Origin of the sequence: Mariprofundus sp. EBB-1, assembly GCF_003665155.1 — a bacterium.
Lineage (GTDB): Bacteria > Pseudomonadota > Zetaproteobacteria > Mariprofundales > Mariprofundaceae > Mariprofundus.
Genome location: NZ_RCFQ01000009.1, coordinates 44,604 through 65,502 on the forward strand (window position 1 = coordinate 44,604; position 20,899 = coordinate 65,502).

General features: G+C 45.4%; 18 protein-coding genes. 5 read left to right on the plus strand and 13 right to left on the minus strand.

Translation table 11 applies throughout. The features are described 5' to 3' along the window. Positions 1-10 precede the first annotated feature (10 nt). Positions 11-343, plus strand: coding sequence for a thioredoxin TrxA (gene trxA / locus D8Y20_RS05450; protein ID WP_121542031.1), 333 nt, complete (start codon positions 11-13; stop codon positions 341-343). A gap of 56 nt (positions 344-399) precedes the next feature. Here the strand turns inward: trxA and D8Y20_RS05455 are convergent, their stop codons facing one another. Beyond that, positions 400-1,215: a hypothetical protein gene (locus D8Y20_RS05455; RefSeq protein WP_121542032.1), complete on the minus strand. Its 816-nt coding sequence runs from the start codon at positions 1,213-1,215 to the stop codon at positions 400-402. Positions 1,216-1,333: 118 nt separating this feature from the next. Between D8Y20_RS05455 and efp the strand changes: the two genes are divergently transcribed. Further along, a complete protein-coding gene (efp, locus tag D8Y20_RS05460) occupies positions 1,334-1,894 on the plus strand; it encodes an elongation factor P (protein ID WP_121542033.1) in 561 nt (186 codons plus the stop codon). A 62-nt stretch (positions 1,895-1,956) separates the two neighbouring features. Here the strand turns inward: efp and D8Y20_RS05465 are convergent, their stop codons facing one another. The 4 genes from D8Y20_RS05465 to D8Y20_RS05480 form a co-directional block, all read right to left on the minus strand. Continuing rightward, positions 1,957-4,152 (minus strand): bacteriohemerythrin, encoded by a 2,196-nt coding sequence (locus D8Y20_RS05465; RefSeq protein WP_161957583.1) that lies wholly within the window; start codon positions 4,150-4,152, stop codon positions 1,957-1,959. Between the two features lie 248 nt (positions 4,153-4,400). Continuing rightward, positions 4,401-5,123: a triacylglycerol lipase gene (locus D8Y20_RS05470; protein WP_121542035.1), complete on the minus strand. Its 723-nt coding sequence runs from the start codon at positions 5,121-5,123 to the stop codon at positions 4,401-4,403. Between the two features lie 196 nt (positions 5,124-5,319). Further along, positions 5,320-5,643, minus strand: a complete 324-nt coding sequence (locus tag D8Y20_RS05475; protein WP_121542036.1) for a hypothetical protein — start codon at positions 5,641-5,643, stop codon at positions 5,320-5,322. A 116-nt stretch (positions 5,644-5,759) separates the two neighbouring features. Further along, positions 5,760-7,271 carry a bifunctional aminoglycoside phosphotransferase/ATP-binding protein gene (locus tag D8Y20_RS05480; RefSeq protein ID WP_121542037.1) on the minus strand — a complete coding sequence of 504 codons (1,512 nt, stop codon included), beginning with the start codon at positions 7,269-7,271 and terminating at the stop codon, positions 5,760-5,762. 163 nt (positions 7,272-7,434) lie between these two features. Here D8Y20_RS05480 and D8Y20_RS05485 point away from each other — a divergent pair, with 163 nt between their 5' ends. Both D8Y20_RS05485 and ald read left to right on the plus strand, forming a co-directional pair. Then, entirely contained in the window at positions 7,435-7,860 is a 426-nt protein-coding gene (locus D8Y20_RS05485; protein ID WP_236075268.1) for a hypothetical protein, read from the plus strand. 81 nt (positions 7,861-7,941) lie between these two features. Further along, complete coding sequence (ald, locus tag D8Y20_RS05490; protein WP_121542038.1) at positions 7,942-9,036, plus strand: alanine dehydrogenase; 1,095 nt, start codon at positions 7,942-7,944, stop codon at positions 9,034-9,036. A gap of 163 nt (positions 9,037-9,199) precedes the next feature. On the opposite strand, the gene rquA is transcribed toward ald, so the two are convergent. From rquA to D8Y20_RS05505, 3 genes are all read right to left on the minus strand, one after another. Then, on the minus strand, positions 9,200-9,952 hold the full coding sequence (rquA, locus tag D8Y20_RS05495; protein WP_121542039.1) for a rhodoquinone biosynthesis methyltransferase RquA: 753 nt from the start codon (positions 9,950-9,952) through the stop codon (positions 9,200-9,202). Positions 9,953-10,160: 208 nt separating this feature from the next. After that, positions 10,161-11,513, minus strand: coding sequence for a carboxylesterase (locus D8Y20_RS05500; protein WP_121542076.1), 1,353 nt, complete (start codon positions 11,511-11,513; stop codon positions 10,161-10,163). A gap of 148 nt (positions 11,514-11,661) precedes the next feature. Next, on the minus strand, positions 11,662-12,666 hold the full coding sequence (locus D8Y20_RS05505) for a phospholipase A (protein ID WP_161957584.1): 1,005 nt from the start codon (positions 12,664-12,666) through the stop codon (positions 11,662-11,664). 373 nt (positions 12,667-13,039) lie between these two features. Between D8Y20_RS05505 and feoB the strand changes: the two genes are divergently transcribed. Then, a complete protein-coding gene (feoB, locus tag D8Y20_RS05510) occupies positions 13,040-15,097 on the plus strand; it encodes a ferrous iron transport protein B (RefSeq protein WP_236075269.1) in 2,058 nt (685 codons plus the stop codon). A gap of 149 nt (positions 15,098-15,246) precedes the next feature. On the opposite strand, the gene D8Y20_RS05515 is transcribed toward feoB, so the two are convergent. Genes D8Y20_RS05515 through D8Y20_RS05535 form a run of 5 tightly spaced genes read right to left on the minus strand, consistent with a single transcriptional unit; the run spans position 15,247 to position 20,730 of the window. Next, a complete protein-coding gene (locus D8Y20_RS05515; RefSeq protein ID WP_121542041.1) occupies positions 15,247-16,524 on the minus strand; it encodes an ATP-binding protein in 1,278 nt (425 codons plus the stop codon). Next, a complete protein-coding gene (locus D8Y20_RS05520) occupies positions 16,521-17,846 on the minus strand; it encodes a PAS domain S-box protein (RefSeq protein ID WP_121542042.1) in 1,326 nt (441 codons plus the stop codon). Before D8Y20_RS05520 ends, D8Y20_RS05515 begins: the two co-directional genes overlap by 4 nt. Next, a complete protein-coding gene (locus D8Y20_RS05525; RefSeq protein WP_147434022.1) occupies positions 17,843-18,259 on the minus strand; it encodes a hypothetical protein in 417 nt (138 codons plus the stop codon). Before D8Y20_RS05525 ends, D8Y20_RS05520 begins: the two co-directional genes overlap by 4 nt. Then, complete coding sequence (locus tag D8Y20_RS05530; RefSeq protein ID WP_201265544.1) at positions 18,235-19,521, minus strand: PotD/PotF family extracellular solute-binding protein; 1,287 nt, start codon at positions 19,519-19,521, stop codon at positions 18,235-18,237. Before D8Y20_RS05530 ends, D8Y20_RS05525 begins: the two co-directional genes overlap by 25 nt. Positions 19,522-19,575: 54 nt before the next feature. Further along, positions 19,576-20,730, minus strand: a complete 1,155-nt coding sequence (locus tag D8Y20_RS05535; protein WP_121542044.1) for an aminotransferase class V-fold PLP-dependent enzyme — start codon at positions 20,728-20,730, stop codon at positions 19,576-19,578. Positions 20,731-20,899: the final 169 nt, after the last annotated feature.

Sequence of the window (20,899 nt, forward strand, 5' to 3'; positions counted from 1 at the left end):
AGGAAAACATATGTCTTCAGATTTAATTATTCATGTTAGCGACGAAAGCTTTGATGCCGATGTCTTAAAAGCTTCCGGTCCTGTTGTTGTTGATTTTTGGGCTCCTTGGTGTGGCCCTTGCAAACAAATCGCGCCAATTCTGGACGAAGTAGCAGGCGAGAAGCAAGGCAAAGTCACTATCGCTAAAATCAACATCGATGATAATCCAAACACTCCGGGTAAATATGGCGTGCGTGGCATTCCTACACTGATGCTGTTTAACGATGGTAATGTCCAAGGTACCAAGGTTGGTGCTGTTAACAAGGCCAAACTTTCCGAGTTCATCGACGAACATCTAGACTAAAAAATCATAAGATTCTTTAAAAAGGCAGGGCTCATCCCCTGCCTTTTTTTATGGCATTAACTGAGTTTCTCTAAGCCGGGATACTCTTCCACTTCAATATATACCGATTCCGGGTAAACCGGGCCAACATCTACCATCACCCAGCTGTCGCCTCTTAAACCCAGCTCAATATCAAATACATCGCCCTCTTCAATCAAATCAAGCACTACCTGAGGCAATACTACAGGGCCGATCTCTTCCTCTTGATTTTCAAAATTAAAATGCAAGGCACCGTTCTCAATCGCTGATGCCCGCGCATGACCTTCTATAAACCGGGAAAACCGCTGCGCACGCAATCGCGGTGACACCCCTGTACCTGAGCGTACAAAATGGAACAGCACCTGCGATACGCGGGCCGTTCTCTCGGAAGCAGGACCTACATCAGCAAGAATTTCACTAAATCCAAGATACTCACTCTGATTCAACGAACCGCGCTGATGCATAAACTCAACCCAATCTATTAATACCTTTGCGTAAGCATGCAACACGTCCGCATCACTGGTTTCACGCAACACAAACCAACCAAGAAAATCACGTAAATGTTCCGGATCCAGCTTCTCAAGCGCCAACTGACCCAGATCGCAAGCAGGCTCCACATCACCATCAAGCAGCTTACTCATATGCTCTTCCAACCCCTGTTCCCATTCAGCATATTCCTCATTATCGGAAAAATCCTGGTCTTTAAAAAGGTCAGAGAAATGGATTAAATATTGAGCCAGCGCCTCAAAACACTGTTCAGTATGGGTCAACATCTGAGAGTCTGTCTCACGATCAACCGTGAGACTTTGAATAAAAGCATCCATGCTTTCCTGTAGAATAGGTAAACGGCTCATAGCGACATCGGTAAAAGGTTTGAATAGTTACACATGCGCCAATTGTTGCCGGAAAAGCATCAAATGGCTATGTTCCGCGTCCGCTGCATATCTTATTCATGCTTTTCTGGAGATTCATATGATAATCAATGTTACCGCTGTTCGTGTTGGAAACATCCTCGAATGGAACAATGCCTTATGGCGTATCATGAAAACTCAGCATGTTACTCCGGGTAAAGGTGTGGCCTGCATGCAGCTGGAAATGCGTAATATCGAAGCTGGTACCAAAACCAATAAACGCTTCAACTCGACTGAAAAGGTTGAGCGTGTTGTCTTAAGCCAGCGTGAAATGCAGTACCTATACTCCGATGGTGAAGATTTTCACTTCATGGATACTGAAACGTATGACCAGATTACCTTGCCTGAAGATATGTTGGAAAACGCACTACCTTACATGCTTCCAGAAACCATGGTAACGGTGGAGTTCCATGAAGAGCGCCCGCTAAATGTAAAATTACCCATGGTTGTTGCACTGGTAGTGGTTGAATGTGATGCATCTATCAAAGGCCAAACCGCGACAGGATCTTATAAACCGGGTACGTTGGAGACTGGTGCATCCATCCAGGTTCCACCTTATTTGGAAGCAGGTACTAAAGTAAAAGTAAACACTGAAACCGGCGAATATATGGAACGCGCCTAATTCCACGTCACCATACCCCGTATCACAGCACTATCACGCCATCTTTACGGGGTAGACACTGGCTATTCATCCAGTAATTGGCGTATCGTTTCACCAAGTTCATCAATATTTACAGGCTTGGAAATCACAACATCTCCACTGAACGCCTGATCATGGCTCAGCACTTCACTCTTATCATAACCTGTTGAAAAAATAATTTTCACATCAGGCTGAATCTCTCTGATTCGCTTAACTGCATCAATACCACCAAGCTTTGGCATCACCACATCAACAATCGCAAGAGCGATATCATGCTTATTGTTCTTAAACACATCGATCGCTTCCAAACCGTCAGATGCCTCACAGATTTGATAATTCATGCTCTCAAGAATCTCTCTACTGCTTGCACGCACCATCTCATCATCATCAACGATGAGGATTACCTCTCCATTTCCTGTCATGACTGGGCTGTCAGACGCATCGGCAACAATCTCTTTTAACTGCTGCATCGGCATATAAATATGAAAAGCTGTACCAATATCCAGGCTACTCTCTACTTCAATATAACCCTCATGCATTTTAATTGCCCCGAACACCATGGCCAAGCCAAGTCCTGTACCTCTACCCTGTTCTTTAGTCGTAAAAAACGGATCGAAAATATGATCAAGCTGATCTTTGCCAATGCCACAACCATTATCTTCAACATTAAGCAGTGCATAATCTCCCACCTTAAAATACGGATTACTTTCTACAAAGCGATCGTCGGCATGAAAGACGTTCAATTTAATAGTAATCGACGGGTTCTCTGCACCCTCTACTGCATCACGGGCATTATTGATCAAGTTCATCAACACCTGATGCAACTGGGTGACATCGCCAATCACCTGCATATCGTCAGAACAAAGCTCCTGATGCACCACAATATTCTCAGGAATTGATGATCTCATAAATTTCACCATCTCTTTCACAAATGGTGTCAATGCTATTGGTTTCATCACCACCTCACCCTTGCGGGCAAACGTGAGTAGCTGCTGAATCATGTTGGCGGCTCTGAATGAGAGCGCTTCAACATCACTTAATTTTTGTGTTACATCGGGCATATCCTGAGTGCGCTTTTTCACCAGATAGAGATTCCCGGTGATACCGGCCAGCATATTATTGAAATCATGCGCAATACCGCCCACCAGCGTGCCTACTGCTTCCATTTTTTGCGCCTGATAAAACTGTTCCTGACTCTTTGCCAACGCCTCTTCCATCTTGTTGCGCTCTGTAAGGTCATGAAAAATAACAAGGCTGGAGTTATCATCTATCTTTGCCATGCTAAAAAGAATATCGCGTATGGTTCCATCTTTGCAGGTAACGTTGAATTCCAAGGGTCCAAATGCATCGGCACTATGCCGCGCCTTTTCAATAGCATCATCCCACCCCTGCATAACTTGTTGCCGATACTCCGGGTCCGGATATGCACGTGGCCACCACGCTTCCAGGGTTGGAATATCAGCCAGTGTATAACCGAACATCTCTACAAATTTCTCATTAAGCAGGGTGATGTTCTGGCCATTATCATTTACCGCCATGGGCAGTGGTGCAGAGTTGATCATTAAACGAAAACGTTCTTCTGTCTTTCTAAGCTCGGCAGTACGCTCAGCCACACGCAGTTCCAGATCATCATGCGCTTTCTGCAAGGCTTTCTCGTATCGTTTACGCTCTGCTTTCTCCTTCATCAAATCCAGGGTGCGCGATGAGAGCGTATCGTACATATTCATTACGGTATCAATCAGCAGCTTCATAGAGCCGCTCATTTCGCGATCCGCCTGCTGCACTGCCTGCTCCAGTGTCAAACCGGAATCTACAGCCAGAATAGTCTTGGCCATGCGCTTATCGCTATCGAGAATATGATAGGCCAACCAGTGGGTCAGAAACTTCAGCACATCTTCAATCACCTCATCGAGTGATTTTGTACCCTCTTCTTCCTTTAATCTAAGTACCTGTGTGATAAAAGAGTCATGGGTATGCTGGTGACTGATAAATCTACTATCTGCTTTGAAATAGGGTTGCCAGATAGCCTCTTCTGCTTTGAAGTGATAGTCAGCGTATGCTGCCAGTTCATCAAAGACCTGATTTAATTTAACCGGCGCAGATTGATGCGCTAAATGTGCAGCGAGCAAATTTAACAGATGAACCAGCTGCTTATGCTGCTCATCAATGAGCGCAACACCGGTTTCAAAGTTCGCATTCCAGGGAAACACTTCGAAAAATTCAACTGCATCATTCTTCATCAAGATTCCCTCACTTATTTGCATGGCATAGTTCTTCTTCAAGACAACACATAAACATAAAAAAGTGTTTTGAAATATCCAGTTAAACAGATCTTGTGTCAATACGACGAGCACATATATGATGGACACAAATGAATAATATAAATCACTTTTGCGTCTGGCACTTCAATAACCTGGTGTAATAACACACCATTACTGAATCCCATCTCCCACGCTATTGTTTTGAATGGCATCTCCCGACAGAACAGCTACTTTCTTCCGCCCTCAAAATGCAGCACCCATTCACCGATATCGCGGTACACGCGCATGGGATTGTAAGGTTTTCTGACTCGAAATGGATTCAACCACAGATTCTTAGAAATCAATTCAAAGTGATCGCAGGGCAGTGTCTTTATATGCTCTCCCCATTCGGCGGAGACAATGGATACTTGTGAATCATTATCTCCCTCCTGACTTTGAATATAACGGGCATACCTGCGTACAACCCACGGTTGCTCATCAAGCTTACGCGTGGCGCTATAACTTCTATAGACAACGCCCGGCAAATCAGCGGTGCGCGCGTTGAACCTTTGCATGTTTTTTGTAGTCAGGGAGCGCACACCAGCCAACAATTTAAAGGGTGATCTGCAAGCACATACATAATCAGCCACGGAGGAGCCTCGGTGTGGCGTTACCAACGTGGTAAGCGTTGCTACTTTTTCCGCGCCATGCAAATGATTGATATAATAGCGCGCATCAAGCCCGCCCATCGAGTGCCCCACCAGATGCAGGGGGCCGGCTTCATCTTCAAGCTGAAGTGCCAGTGATTTGGCACGCTGTTCCAGACTACCGACAGGCGGGAGCCTTGGCACAATCACTCTCAAGCCCATGCTTTCATATAGCGACCGTACACCCTGAAAATATTCAATCCACAGCAGCTTACGAAACCCGAATAGCCCGTGGATCAATACGATTGTCGGCTGGTCATGCATTGGGCACTACAAATAGATTGAAGCACAAAAAGATAGTCATAAATATCATGATTCTTCCCATAGTGAATCTCCCCTCTGTGGTTTATACGCAAGTGCTATACATCCATGCTCTTATACCAATAAAAACTGCGCAATAAAAAAGTCGGATGATCAAACACCCGACTTTTTCAAACCTACTGCATGGCTCAAATGGCTCTTACCAGAATTGCCACCACTCGCGTGCCTGGTCAATTTTTCGTCCAGCTTGATCCAGCGTGTTACCCACGTGATTAAGGCTATTGCTTACCGGGCCATGTGCAGAGCTACCTGCGGTATTCGACCGATTATCATTCTGCTCATGACGAAAGTCCCGACCGTCGTGTTCATCTTTATCACCGTATCTATCATGATCTTTCTCAGAACCATCATCTTTATTCTCATATTTATCATGTTGTTTACTATTAGAATCAGCGTAACTACTACCTGCAAAAGTCACGCTCATAAATGTTAATGCAATCAACACTGTGAATATTCGTAGCATCAGAACCTCCAGATTTAAATAATGAAACAATAACTCAGTCAGCGAGTAACAACCAGAACGAGCTGGTATCAACATCATTCAAACAAGTAATTTATCCGCATTAAGGGCTAAAGTTTCTATTCATGGCCTTTATTCAAACAGGGCCATACATTGTTGGCACTAAGGAATTCAAGCCAGGGCTCATCGGGCCGTCGATATTGGCTAAGTTGTAGGGTAAGCACACGCAGGTCTGCATCAGAGATATCATTGGCAGCGCTCTGGCGTTGTTTGACCCGTTGTTCCAATACAGATCTTTCAACATCGAGCCAAAAGAAGTGCATCTGCACACCACATGTCTGCGCCAATTCATTCACCTGCTGACGGGATTCCGAATCCAAAAAGGTAGCATCAAGAATCACAGAGAATCCTGCCTCCAGTGCTGTCCGGGCATCAGCAAACATGCGTTGATATGTATGGACATGCATCTCAAAGCTATACAAATCCAGATCAGGATAATCACTGGCGATGCGTTTGCGGGTAGCATCCGAGCGAATGATAATGGCGCGCTCCACACCACAGCCCTGCAATGCCAGATGGCTTTTACCACTGCCAGAAAGACCACCAACAGCAAACAGTATCGCTGGTGATGATCGGCTATAACGCGCTGCAAGATCAAAATATTTCCGGGCCTCTTCATATTGCTGCTGACGTTCGGTTTCATCTGCCAGCTCCCTAGCCAATAAAATGAATACTTTGCCACGTACTGTGGCGCGATAGAACAGGTAGAGATTGAGCAGGCTGAGCCCGGCATAATCACCGGAATGTTCCAGATATCGTGATAAAAATCTGAAGCCCAGATCAGGATGGCCATGTGCATCGCAATCCATCACCAGAAAGGCGACATCATTCATGGTATCGATGATGCGGAAATCATCACTGAATTCGATACAGTCAAAGATCCACGGCGCATGATTGATCAGGGTGATATTTTTCAGATGCAAATCACCATGGCATGGCCGAATAAACCCATCGGATTGTCGTTGCATCAACCTCTCTTTCTGATTATCCAGTACTTCTGTCGCAAAGCGCCTCAGCTCAAGCATGATCTTTGCATCCAGTGCATCACCAATATGCTGTGCAGCAATATCGAGATTGGTTTGAATATGATCAGCTAACATCTGCGGATTACCGAATTCCGCTCTGCTTTGCTGTCCAGCATGAAAAGCCGCCGTATCCCGGGCCAGCACATCCATCCATGCCGGATCGAATTGATTATCTTTCAAACGCTGATCCAGCAAGCCTGATTGATCGAACTGGTGCATTTTCACAGCATAGTCGAGTACCTTTCCCGAGCCATCCAGTTCTATACGTTCACCCTTTTTGGTCAGTGCCACTACGTCCAGATAAATATCCGCTGACAGCCGACGGTTAAGTATTAACTCCTGCGCACAGTAAAACTTGCGTTTGGCCAGTGTAGAAAAATCGAGGAAATCGAGGTTTAACGGTTTCTTTAACTTATAAACATAAACACCTGTTAAAAAGACCCATGAAATATGGGTCTGAATCATCTCAATATCATCAACTTCATGCGGGTATGTTTCAGGGCAAAACATAGCCTGAATATGTGCGGGTAGAGGTGACTTGTTCATTATACTGCAGGGGCATACATCATTGTTTATCCCCTCCTTCAAATCGGTTGACTGATGAGATAATAATTTAGTTACACATCATCGGCAACGGCAAGCTGATGAGTAAAGCGCATAACATATGATGCAGTTGTCTTGTGCAGTGCCATCTTTTACAATCTCATCCATGGCAATTGAACGTATCTATTATCGCGAACATAATTTCGTACTAACCCTTATTTATGGCAAGTTAAGCAATGCTGAACTTGCTGAACACGTCATTAAAATGCATCAGGAAAATGAGAAGGAATCAGCGTTAACTGAACTGGCTGATTGCAGGTATCTAACGGATGTCTCTGAATTGAATGTAAATGGCATTGTACTTTCTGCCAGCATGGAAAAAGACCACCCACGCACATTTAATGGTCTGGGTGCAATTGTTGTAGCCCATGATGCAGATCATATCTATGGGCTAGCGCGTGCCTACGCAGCCATCGCATCACAAGCCCGTATTGATTCCCATGTATATCGCAGCCTGGATGAAGCTATTGATTGGCTTGCAGTGAATCATTTAAAAGATGAGATTGTACATGCTTGTGAAAGGGTCGCCTGAGATTATAAGCATCCCTGCTATTTACGCACCTTCATTGAATAAACAGATCACTATACCTTTAAACCTTCGGAGGTTCATGCGATGAACATTGGTTTACCCAAAGAGATTAAAAATGGTGAATTTCGTGTCGCACTAACCCCTCTCCGTGTTGCAGCACTGGTAGGAGATGGACACCGCGTTGTCGTGCAGACATTGGCAGGAGCAGGCAGTGGCTTTACCGATCAAGCCTATATCGATGCAGGGGCTGAACTGGTTGATGATGCAGCCTATGCATGGAATGTGGATCTGGTTGTGAAGGTCAAAGAACCACTACCTCAGGAATTTCAGTATCTACGTCCCGAATTAGGACTATTCACCTTTCTGCACCTTGCCGGAGAGCCGGATCTGGCCACCGAACTGCTAAATAAAAATGTACGTGCCATAGCCTATGAAACGGTATGTCTGGCTGATGGAAGTCTGCCGTTACTGGCTCCCATGAGTCAGATCGCAGGTCGGGTGGCGATGCTATTTGCAGCGCATTTTTTGCAAAAAAACTGTATGGGATCATTCAAAGGAAAAGGGAAACTGTTCGGAGGTATTGCAGGCATCCCAGCAGCCCGCGTTGTGATTCTTGGCGGTGGTAATGTTGGCCAACATGCCGCGCGCGTGGCGCTCGGGCTTGCGGCAGATGTCATTGTATTTGATCAAAATGAACATTGCCTGCAACACCTGGACCTTCTGTTTCAAGGCCAGCTGCAAACCCAGCTTTACAGCAAGAAAGCATTGCAGGAAAAGCTGGCAGGATGCGATGTACTCATTGGTGCAGCCCTGGTGCAGGGAGAACATGCACCTGAATTGTTAACGCGTGAGATGATAGCGATGATGGATAAGGGCAGCGTATTTGTTGATGTAGCGATTGACCAGGGTGGTATGAGTGAAACCAGCCGTGCCACCTCGTATGATGACCCCACCTATGAAGAAGAAGGAGTCATCCATTGTTGCCTGCCCAACCTGCCTGCATCGGTTGCACAGAGCAGCAGTGAAGCATTGGGGGCAGCTTCGTTTCCCTATCTGAAAGAACTGGCGACTCTGGGTTTAGAAAAAGCCATCGCCGCTAACCCCGCATTGGCCCAAGGCGTAAACACATGGGATGGAGAACTACGCCATGCAGGTGTAATCAAAGCCCTGGCTTTGTAAATTCGTATCTATCCGTAGTTGTTACCCTTGCTCATCAGCCATACCTCGAACTTTCCACAGCATTTTTCATCATTTCATGCATATAGCTTTATCGACTGCTTTTACACATTGCAAAAAGCGTACTGACGGCTGTGAGCACGCCACCTCACTGATTCTTCAACCCTCAAGCGTCATGTTTTTCGACGCATCGTTCAGAGATATCCATTACTCTGAATTCAGTGACCCGGTAGAACGAACAAAAAATATTTTGATGGGACACGACCTCTACCTGCTTCCCGAATATGCAAGCCGCACTATTCAATAAAGCTTCAATATCTTCATGCCAATAACTATTCAGAAAGGGCTCTAATCGCGTAATAAGCCAACGCGTCAATGGAAAACGATATAACAAATGTGTTTCAGGCAACACACCATATTCTGTTATGATTAATGAACCACCTGCGCGCAATGTACGCATAGTTTCAGATAATGTATGAGCACGCGCTTCATGCGGCATTTCGTGCAATAAAAAAAACAATACAATGGCAGAAAAACTGTCGGATTTATAAGCTAAAGACTCAGTATTCATGCGTGTAGCCAGCAAGTCATGTTGATCGGCAGCCTTACTTTTAGCTAACGCCAGCTGCACTGGTGCCACGTCTGTGATATGCAAGGATAAAGGTTTCATCCGCTGGATTAAGTTCGGAGTAAGAGAGCCGTAAACACAGGTAAGTTGCAAGACACTTTCCAGTGGAGCTTGCTCTAATCGCAGCAAGGTAGCATCCATCAGCTTTTTATATTGCCCAAATAAAATAGCATTAATGATCATCTGATGATCAAAAAACCACACTGCTTTGGGCCAGAGATATGCCCACCAATAATGACGTACCAGATAGCCCGGCATGCCACCTTTAACATCACGATATAATTTAAACATACGTTTCACCTCTCAATCAGGCGCATTATATCTTCAACCTCAATATCACTTGTATGCATTTCTAAAGACTTTTTCACTAAACCAGATCATGTATCAAAAGCGCTTTCCCAGACAATATTGACCTGATTAGCATCACCCCTATTTAAAGCTGCGTGATCATTATTCGCTCATTTCGCGAGCCTTTCTCCAGTATTCATCATCTAAAGTATCATTCATCAACAGTCAGGACACGCTTCAAATCACATCCCTCTGTTGTGAAGCATATCATAGCCTGTTCTAACTTTTCGTAATCAGGATTAAATGTCCCTCTGCGAAGATATAGATAACCGGGCTTCCCCTGATCAGTTAAGTATCTGGTATTTGTCTCTCCGAAAAAACTATGCTGCGACTCATTCTGGCACTTTTTAAAGGAGCCATCTTCCTTACCCTCGTAATATTTACAGCTTCGGTATTTGCCATTCACACCATAATGTTTATCTCCCGGCCCCATTGAAATACCTGTGTGGGCAAAGTTCGTAAACCTGTAGCTGGTACCATTATAATTCTGATCAAGATCCTTCATCTGCCGTGTTACAATATCTTTCTCACATGAAGCAGATGGCAATGCTTGCTTTTCAGTAAAGCGGGATTGATACCAGATAAGCGTGCGCTCAGAAACCATTCTATCGCAAAAAAAGTCGCGCGCCGCATACGGGTCAATGGTTTCATCATCGGCACTGACAGCCATCAAGACAGGTACATCCAGTGTATAGATACTGGATGTGAGATTTTTAGTGAGTTCATAAAATTCAGCGCCGGCATTGAGAGAGAACGACTCATATCGCGCGCCATCTCGCTCGCCTTTTTTATCCACCCAATCCATCACTCCTCTCAAATATGGTGATAGAAAAGCAAACTTACTTTTGGCTTTAACTGCCGCCGATAATAAAATAAGTCCTTTAATTTTTTCTGTGTTGCTCCCCTCTTTCATATAGTTCAGGGCCAATGTTGTGCCGGTAGAAAAACCAGCCAGATAGAGTTCCTTAATCTTATCCATCTTCTGAAAACTATGAACACCATAGCTTGTAATACGCACCCAATCTTTATATGTCATGTCCAAGGTATCGCCTGAGACCGTGCCATGACCAGGCAGCAACACCGCCCGGATTAATGCGCACGGATAGGCTTTATGCAAAGAGTCACTGATATTTCTCATCAGATAAGGTGAATCCGTTAAACCATGAATCAGCAGAAAACCTTTTCCACCACCCAAAGCTGAATCCCAACACATGTTATTATCTTCTGCCGGCACCTGAAAAGGGCCACGCATTTTTGCAATTTCTTTACTACTATATCCTCCAAGATAAGGAGAAGTAGCCGCGCCATTCTGAAATCGAAGATCATCCAAAACCGATTGAATGTTTTCACGGCTCTCTTCAGCATAGGTTGAAAACGCAACCGAATCGTCAGGTACAGAAGCAGCCTTTCCAGTTGGCTTCATCCATGCCGGGTTGGAACTGCATGATGCCAGCAATACCAAACCGATGGTCATCAGGATGAATTTAATCCTTGCGTTCGCCATGCTCATTTTCCTCCATAATATTGAGGCCAACTGACGCTGGAACTCAGATGAGTGGGTCTATTGAACTTCATCATCGCGCAACAAGCCATCTGCCTTTAATTGTTCTCTACATGCCTCATAGTGTGATTTCCATGTTTTTTCTACCCAACTATTTCTCTGACTTTCCTTTGCCAAAAACCTGCACGACACCAAACTGCAGGCGATTTATTTTGTTGCGATAATTGATATTGTAATAATCATATCCATAGTCCCATCGGGCATATAGTCCCAAATCACTCCACCCGACAGGTACAAATTCACATTCAAGACCAAACTGAACATTATCTTTTGTCTTTGCTCTTACATTGGGTGATATAAAATGTCTGCCAAACTTGTAGCCCAAATGCGCGGTAGCGGAAATATCATATCTTCCCAGCGCTGGCAGTCTGATCCTCTGTTTTTTTGTTTTTCCGGTTACCGTCACCACATTTGTCTGATAATAATCACTTTGCCCCTGTTCCCAGGTTAAGCCGGTCAGATATTGTCTGACATTCAACTTAGCCCACTTCAGAAGAGGCAGATCAGTAACATGATAGTAAGCGAATTCAACATAATCGGTAGAAAAACTGCCATCGATGGTGTTAATAGCACCGGTAACCGGATCGGTATGCAACCCACTTTGCCCATTGGAATAGTGATGAAACCCCAGTGATAAATAGCGCATAGCTTCTCTGTTTTCACTATTCAGCCAAGCACTGTTCGTGTAAAAAAGGCGAATACCGGGATTATAGCTCGGAGTTCTCACTGGCGAAGAGTTCGATTGTAGCTGCCGCATCTGAATGCGGATTGGAAAATAGACACTAAAGATATGCTGGTTAAAAAAGCTGGAACTATTGCCCGAATCATCGTTAAACCAACGGTGAAAGGAATCTCCATTCAACAAGTTAAGATGCATGTAAATCTGACCTTCATAAAAGAGATCATTTTGATTGATATTTCCAGTCTGATCAATGCCTCCAAGTGCCGTGACATAACTGGCTTCAAAGTACTGTTCCATACTCTTCGAAATCGCCTCAAAACGATCTGTCTCTTTATGACTCACCTCTTGCGTCAATCCACTCACCGGCAACATCGCAAACATCATCAATAGAAGAGAGATCTTCACTACTTTCATGCGCTCACTCCACAGCATAGACACGCAGTTCTAAGCATTCTCAAAAGTAAGTTCCTGCTTCCTGAACCAATCATCACCTTGTTGCTCTCCTCGATTACAAACTTATTATTAAACGGAAAAGCGACCTTATTCTCCGCCACTTAGAACATCAAATAAAACACAGCACCAAGATAAACTCCCCCCACCATCATACAAAAACATTCATATATCATATATAGTTTAATATCTCACATTTTGCACGATTATTCATAGCCTCCATGAAACACGCACAATGATAAACGCCCCTGGAAACCGTCTGTATCTCGCCAGTGAACAAGAGCTTTCAGCATGATATTCTTGACTTGCAGCCAGCCATTCACAGTCTCATTCTGTTTTGAATCCAATCACGTCTTCCATACCTACCCAACCGGTCACCCTGCACGGCCATGTTTATCGCGGTGAAAATCGCCTGCGCGTGGCTTTGACTGGCCAACCAAATAGTGGAAAAAGTACCATTTTCCACGCTGTTGCCAGCACCCGTTACCGCACAGGAAAGCTTACCGGCACACATAAACCCTATGCCGAATGTCCGGTACAAATTGGCGTAGATGAAGTGCATCTGGTTGATCTGCCTGACCTGAACTCCTTGCGTGGTTTACAGGGTGATGACCTTGAAGCACTAAAATATCTACTCTGGGGCGATGCACGCCCTTTGATTTCCCTTCACGAACAGCAAGCTCCTCCGGCTCCTTTTTCCCGGCCGGATGTGCTTGTTTATGTGATTGATGCCAGTGCACTGCAGCAAAGTCTGGAACTTGGCCTTGAACTATCAGAGCTGGGGTTACCCGTAGTTGTCGCGCTAAACATGATGGATGAAGCACACCGCAAAGGTGTTGAAATCGATGTCGAACTACTGTCAAACAGACTCGGTGTTCCTGTTATTCCAACCACCGCCTTAAAAGGACATGGTCTATCTGAACTGTTTGAACAAGTATTAAAAACTGGCAGGAAACCAGTTTGTCCCCTAACGCAACCAGCCAGCCAGCATATTCAACATTGGGCCGCAAAGATGCACAAACTGATTGATCAGCCGGACATCAAGGCTGCTTTTGCCATGCCCAAATATATGCTGACCATGAATTTACTGGAAGCAGATCCATATATACTTTCGGAAATGCAGAGTCATTTCCCTGAAACTGTGCCAGCTATTCTTGCTCTGCATGCGTCTGCCAATCAGGAATTACCAAGACCTTTAACCGAAGAGGTCAAAGCAGATCGCCATCATCGTGCCATCAGTATGTTTGATGACGTCGCCAAACTGATCCATAAACCGAAACTGAGTTGGGAAGACCGACTAGACATGCTATTTTTGCACCCCCGCTGGGGTCTGGTCGGTTCACTGGCTGTATTTGCCGCCGTTCTATTCATGGTCTTTGAAGTGAGCACTGCACTCGATGCCATGTCTGCAGCCAGACTGGCTGAGATGATTTCCGGCTGGCAACCGGAAACTGCTACAGCTGTTGTCGGGCGTGCGGTAGTCGATGGCTTAATCGGACTGATTGGTATTGTTGTGCCCTATATGTTGCCTTTGGTATTGATGCTCGTTGCACTCGAAGAGAGCGGTATCATGCATCGCATTGCTTTTGTCGTGGACCGTTTTTTTCATACCATCGGCCTGCATGGCAAAGTCGCTGTGCCATTTTTGTTAGGGCTCGGCTGCAACGTGCCCGCCATTGCCGCCACCCAGGGGCTAACAAGTGGCCGTGACCGGGTAGTCTCTTCCTTGTTGATCACCTTTGTGCCCTGCTCTGCCCGCTCTGCTATTGTATTAGCGCTCGGAGCAAAATATCTCGGTGCTATCGGTGTGTTGTTACTATTTATGTTGAGCTTACTGGTGATCGCAACACTCGGGCGATTACTATCACGCCGCTATCCAGAGATAAGCCCCGGTCTGATTCAGGAAATTCCGCCCTATGGCTGGCCCAAACTATCACCGCTACTGCACTCTACCTGGAACCGCACCAGTGATATCCTCACCATTGTTGCACCGCTTTTGGTGGCAGGCAGCGTAATCCTTGCCCTATTGCAATTTGCTGGTCTCGATCAAGCCATCAACACGGCGCTTGCCCCGATAACCGTCTGGGCTCTGGGATTACCTGCTGTATTGGGAGTACCCATTCTTTTTGGTGTACTTAGGAAAGAGCTATCACTGGTAATGATTTATCAAGCCCTTGGCACCTTCGAAGTCGGCATGATGCTGGATACCATTCAAATCAGCACTTTCCTCGTATTCCTGTTGTTTTACATCCCGTGTGTATCCACTTTCGCAGTCATGTTGCGGGTCATCGGGCGCAAGGAAGCACTCTTCTCGATTGCACTCTCCATCGGTGTTGCGCTCATCGTTGCGCTTGCCGTACGCTTCTCACTCACCGGTATTCAGAGCATCTTTTAGCTTACCTCATCATCATTAAATTAAATAAATTTCAGCAACGGACCATTATACTATCTCTGGCTACGCCAACCTATGCTTATAACCTTACCCACAACTCCCATCCAAAGGTCAAGAAGAGCAATGATGTACAATCCAACACCCGTAACGGATTAACGATCCAGGATCTCTCGCACAACCTGGCTTAGTTCACTGACAGCAAACGGTTTACTAATGACTTTTTCTTTAGAGTTTTCTCCTCTGACACCAAGCGCACTGAGTTTATCATAACCGGTTGCAAACATGGCCTTCACATCCGGATTTATCTCTCGGATACTTTGCAGTGCTTCCACGCCACCCAATCTCGGCATAACAACATCAAGGATAAGCAGGTCGATATCGAATTGTTGTTCACTGTAAACCTCAATGGCTGCAAGGCCATCTTCCGCGACAAGCACACGATAACCCAAGCCCTCCAGTACATCGCGACCTGTTTCCAGCACAGTCTTGTTATCATCTACAAGCAGAATCGTTTCGCCCTTTCCATTCACAACGGCATCTTCATTCATCGCTATGTTCATTTCTCCATCAGACTCAATCAATGGCAGATAGACTTTCATTGTAGTGCCCTTACCCGAAGATTTTGCTTCAATCACACCGTTGTGTGTTCTCAATGCACCATAGCCCATTGCCAGCCCCAGGCCCGTCCCTTTGCCCGGCTCTTTGGTCGTGAAAAACGGTTCAAAGATATGATCCATATACTTATCTTTAATCCCGCAACCATTATCAACCACTGAAATCACGGCATACTCAACGGCATCCACATCTTCATGCTTGGCTAAAAACTCAGCTGTCGCAAGATAGCGATTTAAATGAATCGTAATGGAAGGGTTTTTCACCCCCTGCACAGCATCAAAGGCATTATTAATCAGATTCATCAACACCTGTTGCAACTGATTGAGATCACCGTTCACCTGCATATCCGACCCAGTAATATTCAGTTCCAGATGAATATTTTCAGGCACTGAAACCTGCTGCATTTTGATGGTTTCTTTTAAAAAGGATCCAATCGAAAGCGGATGCATTTCAACAATGCCTTTACGAGAAAATGCTAACAACTGCTGAATCGTTGCGGCAGCACTGAATGACAGCTTCTCTACCACACCCAGACGTTTCACCACGTCGGGCAACCCATATGCCGCTTTTTTTGCCAGATACAGGTTACCTGTAATACCCGCCAGCGTATTATTAAAATCATGTGCAATACCGCCAACCAGCGTACCTACCGCTTCCATTTTCTGCGATTGATGAAACTGTGCTTCAAGTTCTTCAAATTTCTCAAGGTTCTGCTGGATTCCAATATAATGAGTGGTTTTTCCTGCTTTATTTTTGATCGGTGAAACCGTCAGAATAGCGGGATAAAATTCACCGTTCTTTTTCCTATTGATCACTTTCCCCTGCCATGTCTGCCCGTAAGTAATACTTTCCCACAACTGTTCAACAGGCTGGTCTTTTTGCCCACGGCTTCCTCTTCTGTGTAACCGGTAATACTTGTGAAGGCAGGGTTGATATGTTCGATCATCCCCTTTGGGTCCGCAATGACAATGGCTTCGCCCGACTGCTCCATGGCCTGGGAATATAACCTAACTGTTTCTTCAATCTGTTTACGCTCTGTCACATCCATCCAGCTGGAACGACTATGTAAAACCTTGCCATTTTCATCACAAACAGATGTGACATTCAGACTCACTTCAATCTTGCGGCCGTCCCTAGTTTTCAACTGCAATTCGGCGTTATGCACCTCACCGGTTTCGACAAATGATTCGAATGCGGCCTGAACTCTGTCCATACAATCAGGGTGATAGAGGAAGAAGATGGGCTGACCGATAATTTCGTCTTTACTGTAGCCAAGTTTATCAGCCACGGTCTGATTGCATTGGAGCACTTCAGCTGTTTCTGCACTGACCGATGCATACATATCCGGTGCGTTGTCATACAGGTCAATATACTTCTCTTCCGATTCCATCAGTTCTACCGTCAACTGCTCTGCCTGCTTTAACAGTGAATGCGTCTGCAGGTTTTTTTCCTTAAACACCGCCGCAGCGCGGGTCAAATCGCCAATTTCATCTTTAACCTGATATGGTGGAATTCTTGTATCTTGTGCGCCTTTCGATAGCGCATTAAATGCCGCCGTCAATCTCACCAATGGACGGGTTAAACTGCGACCAATTAACAAGGAGAATAACACAACAAGCAGCAGCGAAATTACAATGGCAATAACAATGCGGGTAACAACCTGCTCAAACATGGAGAAAGTGCTTTGCTCAATAGCACCCATCTCCTGTACAACCTGCTCGGACATTTTTTGTGCATGATATAAAACCTCATACGCCTCAGCTGACATCACCACATTGACCAGAAACAGATACCCACGCGTACGCTGTACCGCCTCCAGAAAAATGCGTTCATATGTATCAATGTTCTGCAGTGCCTTTTGTGTTTCATCTGAACCGCCCTGTTGATTGAGGTGTTCTTTCAAGTTCTCAATCTGTGCTCGGACTTGGCTGAAATTTGCTTTGGTGTTTTTAACATATTTCGGATCCAGTGAATCAAAATAATGCATAGCCGCATTTTCTATCTCCAGCAGCGTATTGAGAATGCGCTCTTCCTGCATAACCTCATGACCATGGAGATGACTGTTTCCCTGCAGCATGTGTTGGCTGAAATAACCCTCGGCTTTGCTGGCAGCCTCACTGAAGTCGTGATTAATCAACTTGGCTGCAAGTCTCTTTGCTTTTGCAGTTGTTCAAATGCCTGCATATAGCTTTGAAGGTGCTTTCTGATTAAATCTGCATGAACCGATTCAAGGTTTTCACCTCCATGAAGTGTAAGCCTCATGCCGTCATATAAGGTATGAACCTGTTCGGCGGCACTCTGATGACCTTCATAGGTATAAATCAGTGCCTGGCGTTGAATTTCAGAAACATTACGTACCAGCTCCAGGTTCACTTGTGCCCGATTAGAAAAATCGACAAAACCTTTGAAATTATTCAACACATTATCGAATGAATAATACGAATGTCCTGCGATAGCCGTGGCAAACAGTCCGACAATAAAAAAACTGGCAAATACTTTCTGTTTAAGCTTCAGAGCACCAAACATCACGACATCACAAATTCGTTCCATTTGAGGAGCGAATATTCATAAGTGTCCATCACCGTGTTCCATACGGCAACATTTTCAAAGCGTTTAATATATGAACCACCGGTTCTTATTTCTCCCTGCTGCACGGATATTCTTCCATCCGTTCCAAGCAAGGCTTCGATTGCCGGCTTGCCATCGTACCAGTAATCCCATTCGGCCACGGACATATGTTTTCTGGCCCGATCGGGGTTAGATATATAATACCCCTGCCTGGCAATAAATGCCCCGGGCCAACCTGACAACCACCAGTTCATAAAGGCATAGGCTGCTTCCTGTCGTTCACCCTTCGATTCGCGGGATAAACACATCACACCATGCCAGGCTCTGTACCCCTCTTTTGGCGCGGCATAGATACATGGAACCCCCATGCCTTTCAGTGCTGATACGCCGGGTGAAAACATACTCTGAATCACTACATCGCCACGTCTCATCAATTCAACAGACTGAGGTACAGAAGACCACACACCTCTGAAATGACCGCGCTTTTTATAATCGACCATAATTTTGAATAACTCGTCCAGCTCTGCTCGAGTCATATTTCCCATATTCTGAAAATCCATCAGGCCGCGCGCTTTTGCCGCCAGAGCCATATCAAACAGGCCAATGCTCGGCTCATTCACCACTGCTACTTTTCCACTGTACTGTTCATCCAGTAGCCAGCCCCAGCTTTCTGTTTCATAGGGAAGACCTTTAGGAATCACTGCCGAGTTATAACCGAAGGAGTCGGTATTATGAACATAGGGTAAAAAGCTGATTTCACCTGTGGGATTTGGACCGATCGAGCCATCGGGTTGCACATAAAGTAGTTTGTATGGGGCATCACCCAGTCCGATTCTCGCATTAGGAGAAATTTTACCCTTCTTGGTCAGGTCATTAATTTCATTCCAGTATTGCAGTTTATTGATTGAAATAGGCTGAATCGCATCTGCCTGCCATAACACATTGATGCTGTTGGACCATTGCTCATACAGATCAAAAGAGGAGGGATCAGTTGATGCTTTGAGCATTACTTCGGCACTGCCACCGGGATAGAATTCGATATTGATGCCCAGGTCTTTCTCGGCTTTTTGACGCAGTTGTTCCTGAAGCGTCACATGTGTGCCAAGCACCCGAATCGTTGGTTTGCTGTCACGTGCACTGATAATACCAGGAAAGGCCAACGTCGCAGCAGTACCTGCCACCATGCTACCGCATGTTTTCAGGAATTCTCGACGTCCTTGTTTATCGCACTTCTTTTTTTCCATTCAATCCCCCTGATTAAACAGACGATGACAGGTTAAAAGCAAACGCTGTGCCATTTACTGAGGGTTTCCCTCACTGTTGACTATATTAAAATTCAAAGACGCAATAGCACTCAGATCAGAATAAAAATGCGGAGAAAAACGTATGCCGCCTGCCCGGTTGGCACAGATCACACCGGATGCCATCAGTTTACGGTATAAGGCCGCATGCCCTGCTTTGTCCAGATCAACATTTCGGAACGTCACAATGCCCGCAAAACGCCCCTCTTGATCTGGTGAAATCAATTCAAGCTGCGGTTCTGACTCCACCCATGCCATCACTAATCTTGCATTTTCAAGCAATGCTTTTTCTACCTCGACCATGCCGACATCTTCAAATAGAGAAAGGCTGGCATTGAGTGCACAGATGCCCAACATATTGGGGCTACCCGGTTCAAAACGGCGGGCGGAACCGGCAACACTCCACTCAAGCGCATCAAAATCCCCTGCCCGTTCCACCATATGCCAACCATATTGATGCAACTTCAATAGATTACGTGATTCAGGATGTGTATAAAACACCGCTAGCCCTTCCGGCCCCAACATCCATTTATGACCATCAGCCACCACAAAATCAGCCTGACATGCCCGAGCATCAAACGCTAACGCCCCTAAACTCTGGATCGCATCTATGCAAAACAGAATCTGGTGATCCCGACAAAATGCCCCTAAACAGTTCAAGTCCATACGCAGACCTGAGCCATACTGAACGGAGCTGACTGTGATCAAACGGGTGTGCTCATCACACCGGGCCATCATGGCTGCTTCCGGATTATCGTTGGCACTGACATCCGCCAAGCGAAGTTCTACACCCACACCATGCAGGGATTCCCACACAATACGATTGGAAGGGAATTCCTGATTGGTGGAAACGATATTGTCGCCCGGCTTCCAATCCAGCCCATAGGCAATCAGGGAGAGTGCTTCCGAGGTATTTTTGACCAGTGCAATATCGTCAGATGAAGCAGCGTTCAATAAACGTTTGAGGCGCCCTCTTAACGCACGTTCGGTCTTCATCCAAACTGGATAATCTGCTGCCCCGCGATACATATTTTCATCGGCAAATGCCTTGACTGCATCACGCGTACGTTTCGGCCAAACACCAACCGCAGCGTGATTGAGATAAAGTAGATCATTATCAAGTGGAAATTCATCCGGTACTATTGGGGGCATCATCCTACTCCAGCGCAGTGGTCATTTTCCTGTAAACGGATGAAATATCTTCAACCCACCATTTATTCACAGTAACCACTCTGAAATCAATATCTGCAGGTAAGATAGACTCATTCTGTAAACGATATTCAGCTTATGCTTATTTTCACAGGGAAATACTGAAATTCAG

Excerpts from the sequence above, each read along its gene's own strand:
- rquA (WP_121542039.1), bottom strand. The coding sequence starts at position 9,952 with ATGTTTAAATTATATCGTGATGTTAAAGGTGGCATGCCGGGCTATCTG.
- D8Y20_RS05525 (WP_147434022.1), bottom strand. The coding sequence starts at position 18,259 with ATGGAACGAATTTGTGATGTCGTGATGTTTGGTGCTCTGAAGCTTAAA.
- D8Y20_RS05455 (WP_121542032.1), bottom strand. The coding sequence starts at position 1,215 with ATGAGCCGTTTACCTATTCTACAGGAAAGCATGGATGCTTTTATTCAA.
- ald (WP_121542038.1), top strand. The coding sequence starts at position 7,942 with ATGAACATTGGTTTACCCAAAGAGATTAAAAATGGTGAATTTCGTGTC.
- efp (WP_121542033.1), top strand. The coding sequence starts at position 1,334 with ATGATAATCAATGTTACCGCTGTTCGTGTTGGAAACATCCTCGAATGG.
- D8Y20_RS05505 (WP_161957584.1), bottom strand. The coding sequence starts at position 12,666 with ATGAAAGTAGTGAAGATCTCTCTTCTATTGATGATGTTTGCGATGTTG.
- D8Y20_RS05485 (WP_236075268.1), top strand. The coding sequence starts at position 7,435 with ATGGCAATTGAACGTATCTATTATCGCGAACATAATTTCGTACTAACC.
- D8Y20_RS05535 (WP_121542044.1), bottom strand. The coding sequence starts at position 20,730 with ATGCCCCCAATAGTACCGGATGAATTTCCACTTGATAATGATCTACTT.
- D8Y20_RS05475 (WP_121542036.1), bottom strand. The coding sequence starts at position 5,643 with ATGCTACGAATATTCACAGTGTTGATTGCATTAACATTTATGAGCGTG.
- D8Y20_RS05480 (WP_121542037.1), bottom strand. The coding sequence starts at position 7,271 with ATGAACAAGTCACCTCTACCCGCACATATTCAGGCTATGTTTTGCCCT.
- D8Y20_RS05500 (WP_121542076.1), bottom strand. The coding sequence starts at position 11,513 with ATGGCGAACGCAAGGATTAAATTCATCCTGATGACCATCGGTTTGGTA.
- D8Y20_RS05465 (WP_161957583.1), bottom strand. The coding sequence starts at position 4,152 with ATGAAGAATGATGCAGTTGAATTTTTCGAAGTGTTTCCCTGGAATGCG.
- trxA (WP_121542031.1), top strand. The coding sequence starts at position 11 with ATGTCTTCAGATTTAATTATTCATGTTAGCGACGAAAGCTTTGATGCC.
- D8Y20_RS05530 (WP_201265544.1), bottom strand. The coding sequence starts at position 19,521 with ATGGAAAAAAAGAAGTGCGATAAACAAGGACGTCGAGAATTCCTGAAA.
- D8Y20_RS05470 (WP_121542035.1), bottom strand. The coding sequence starts at position 5,123 with ATGCATGACCAGCCGACAATCGTATTGATCCACGGGCTATTCGGGTTT.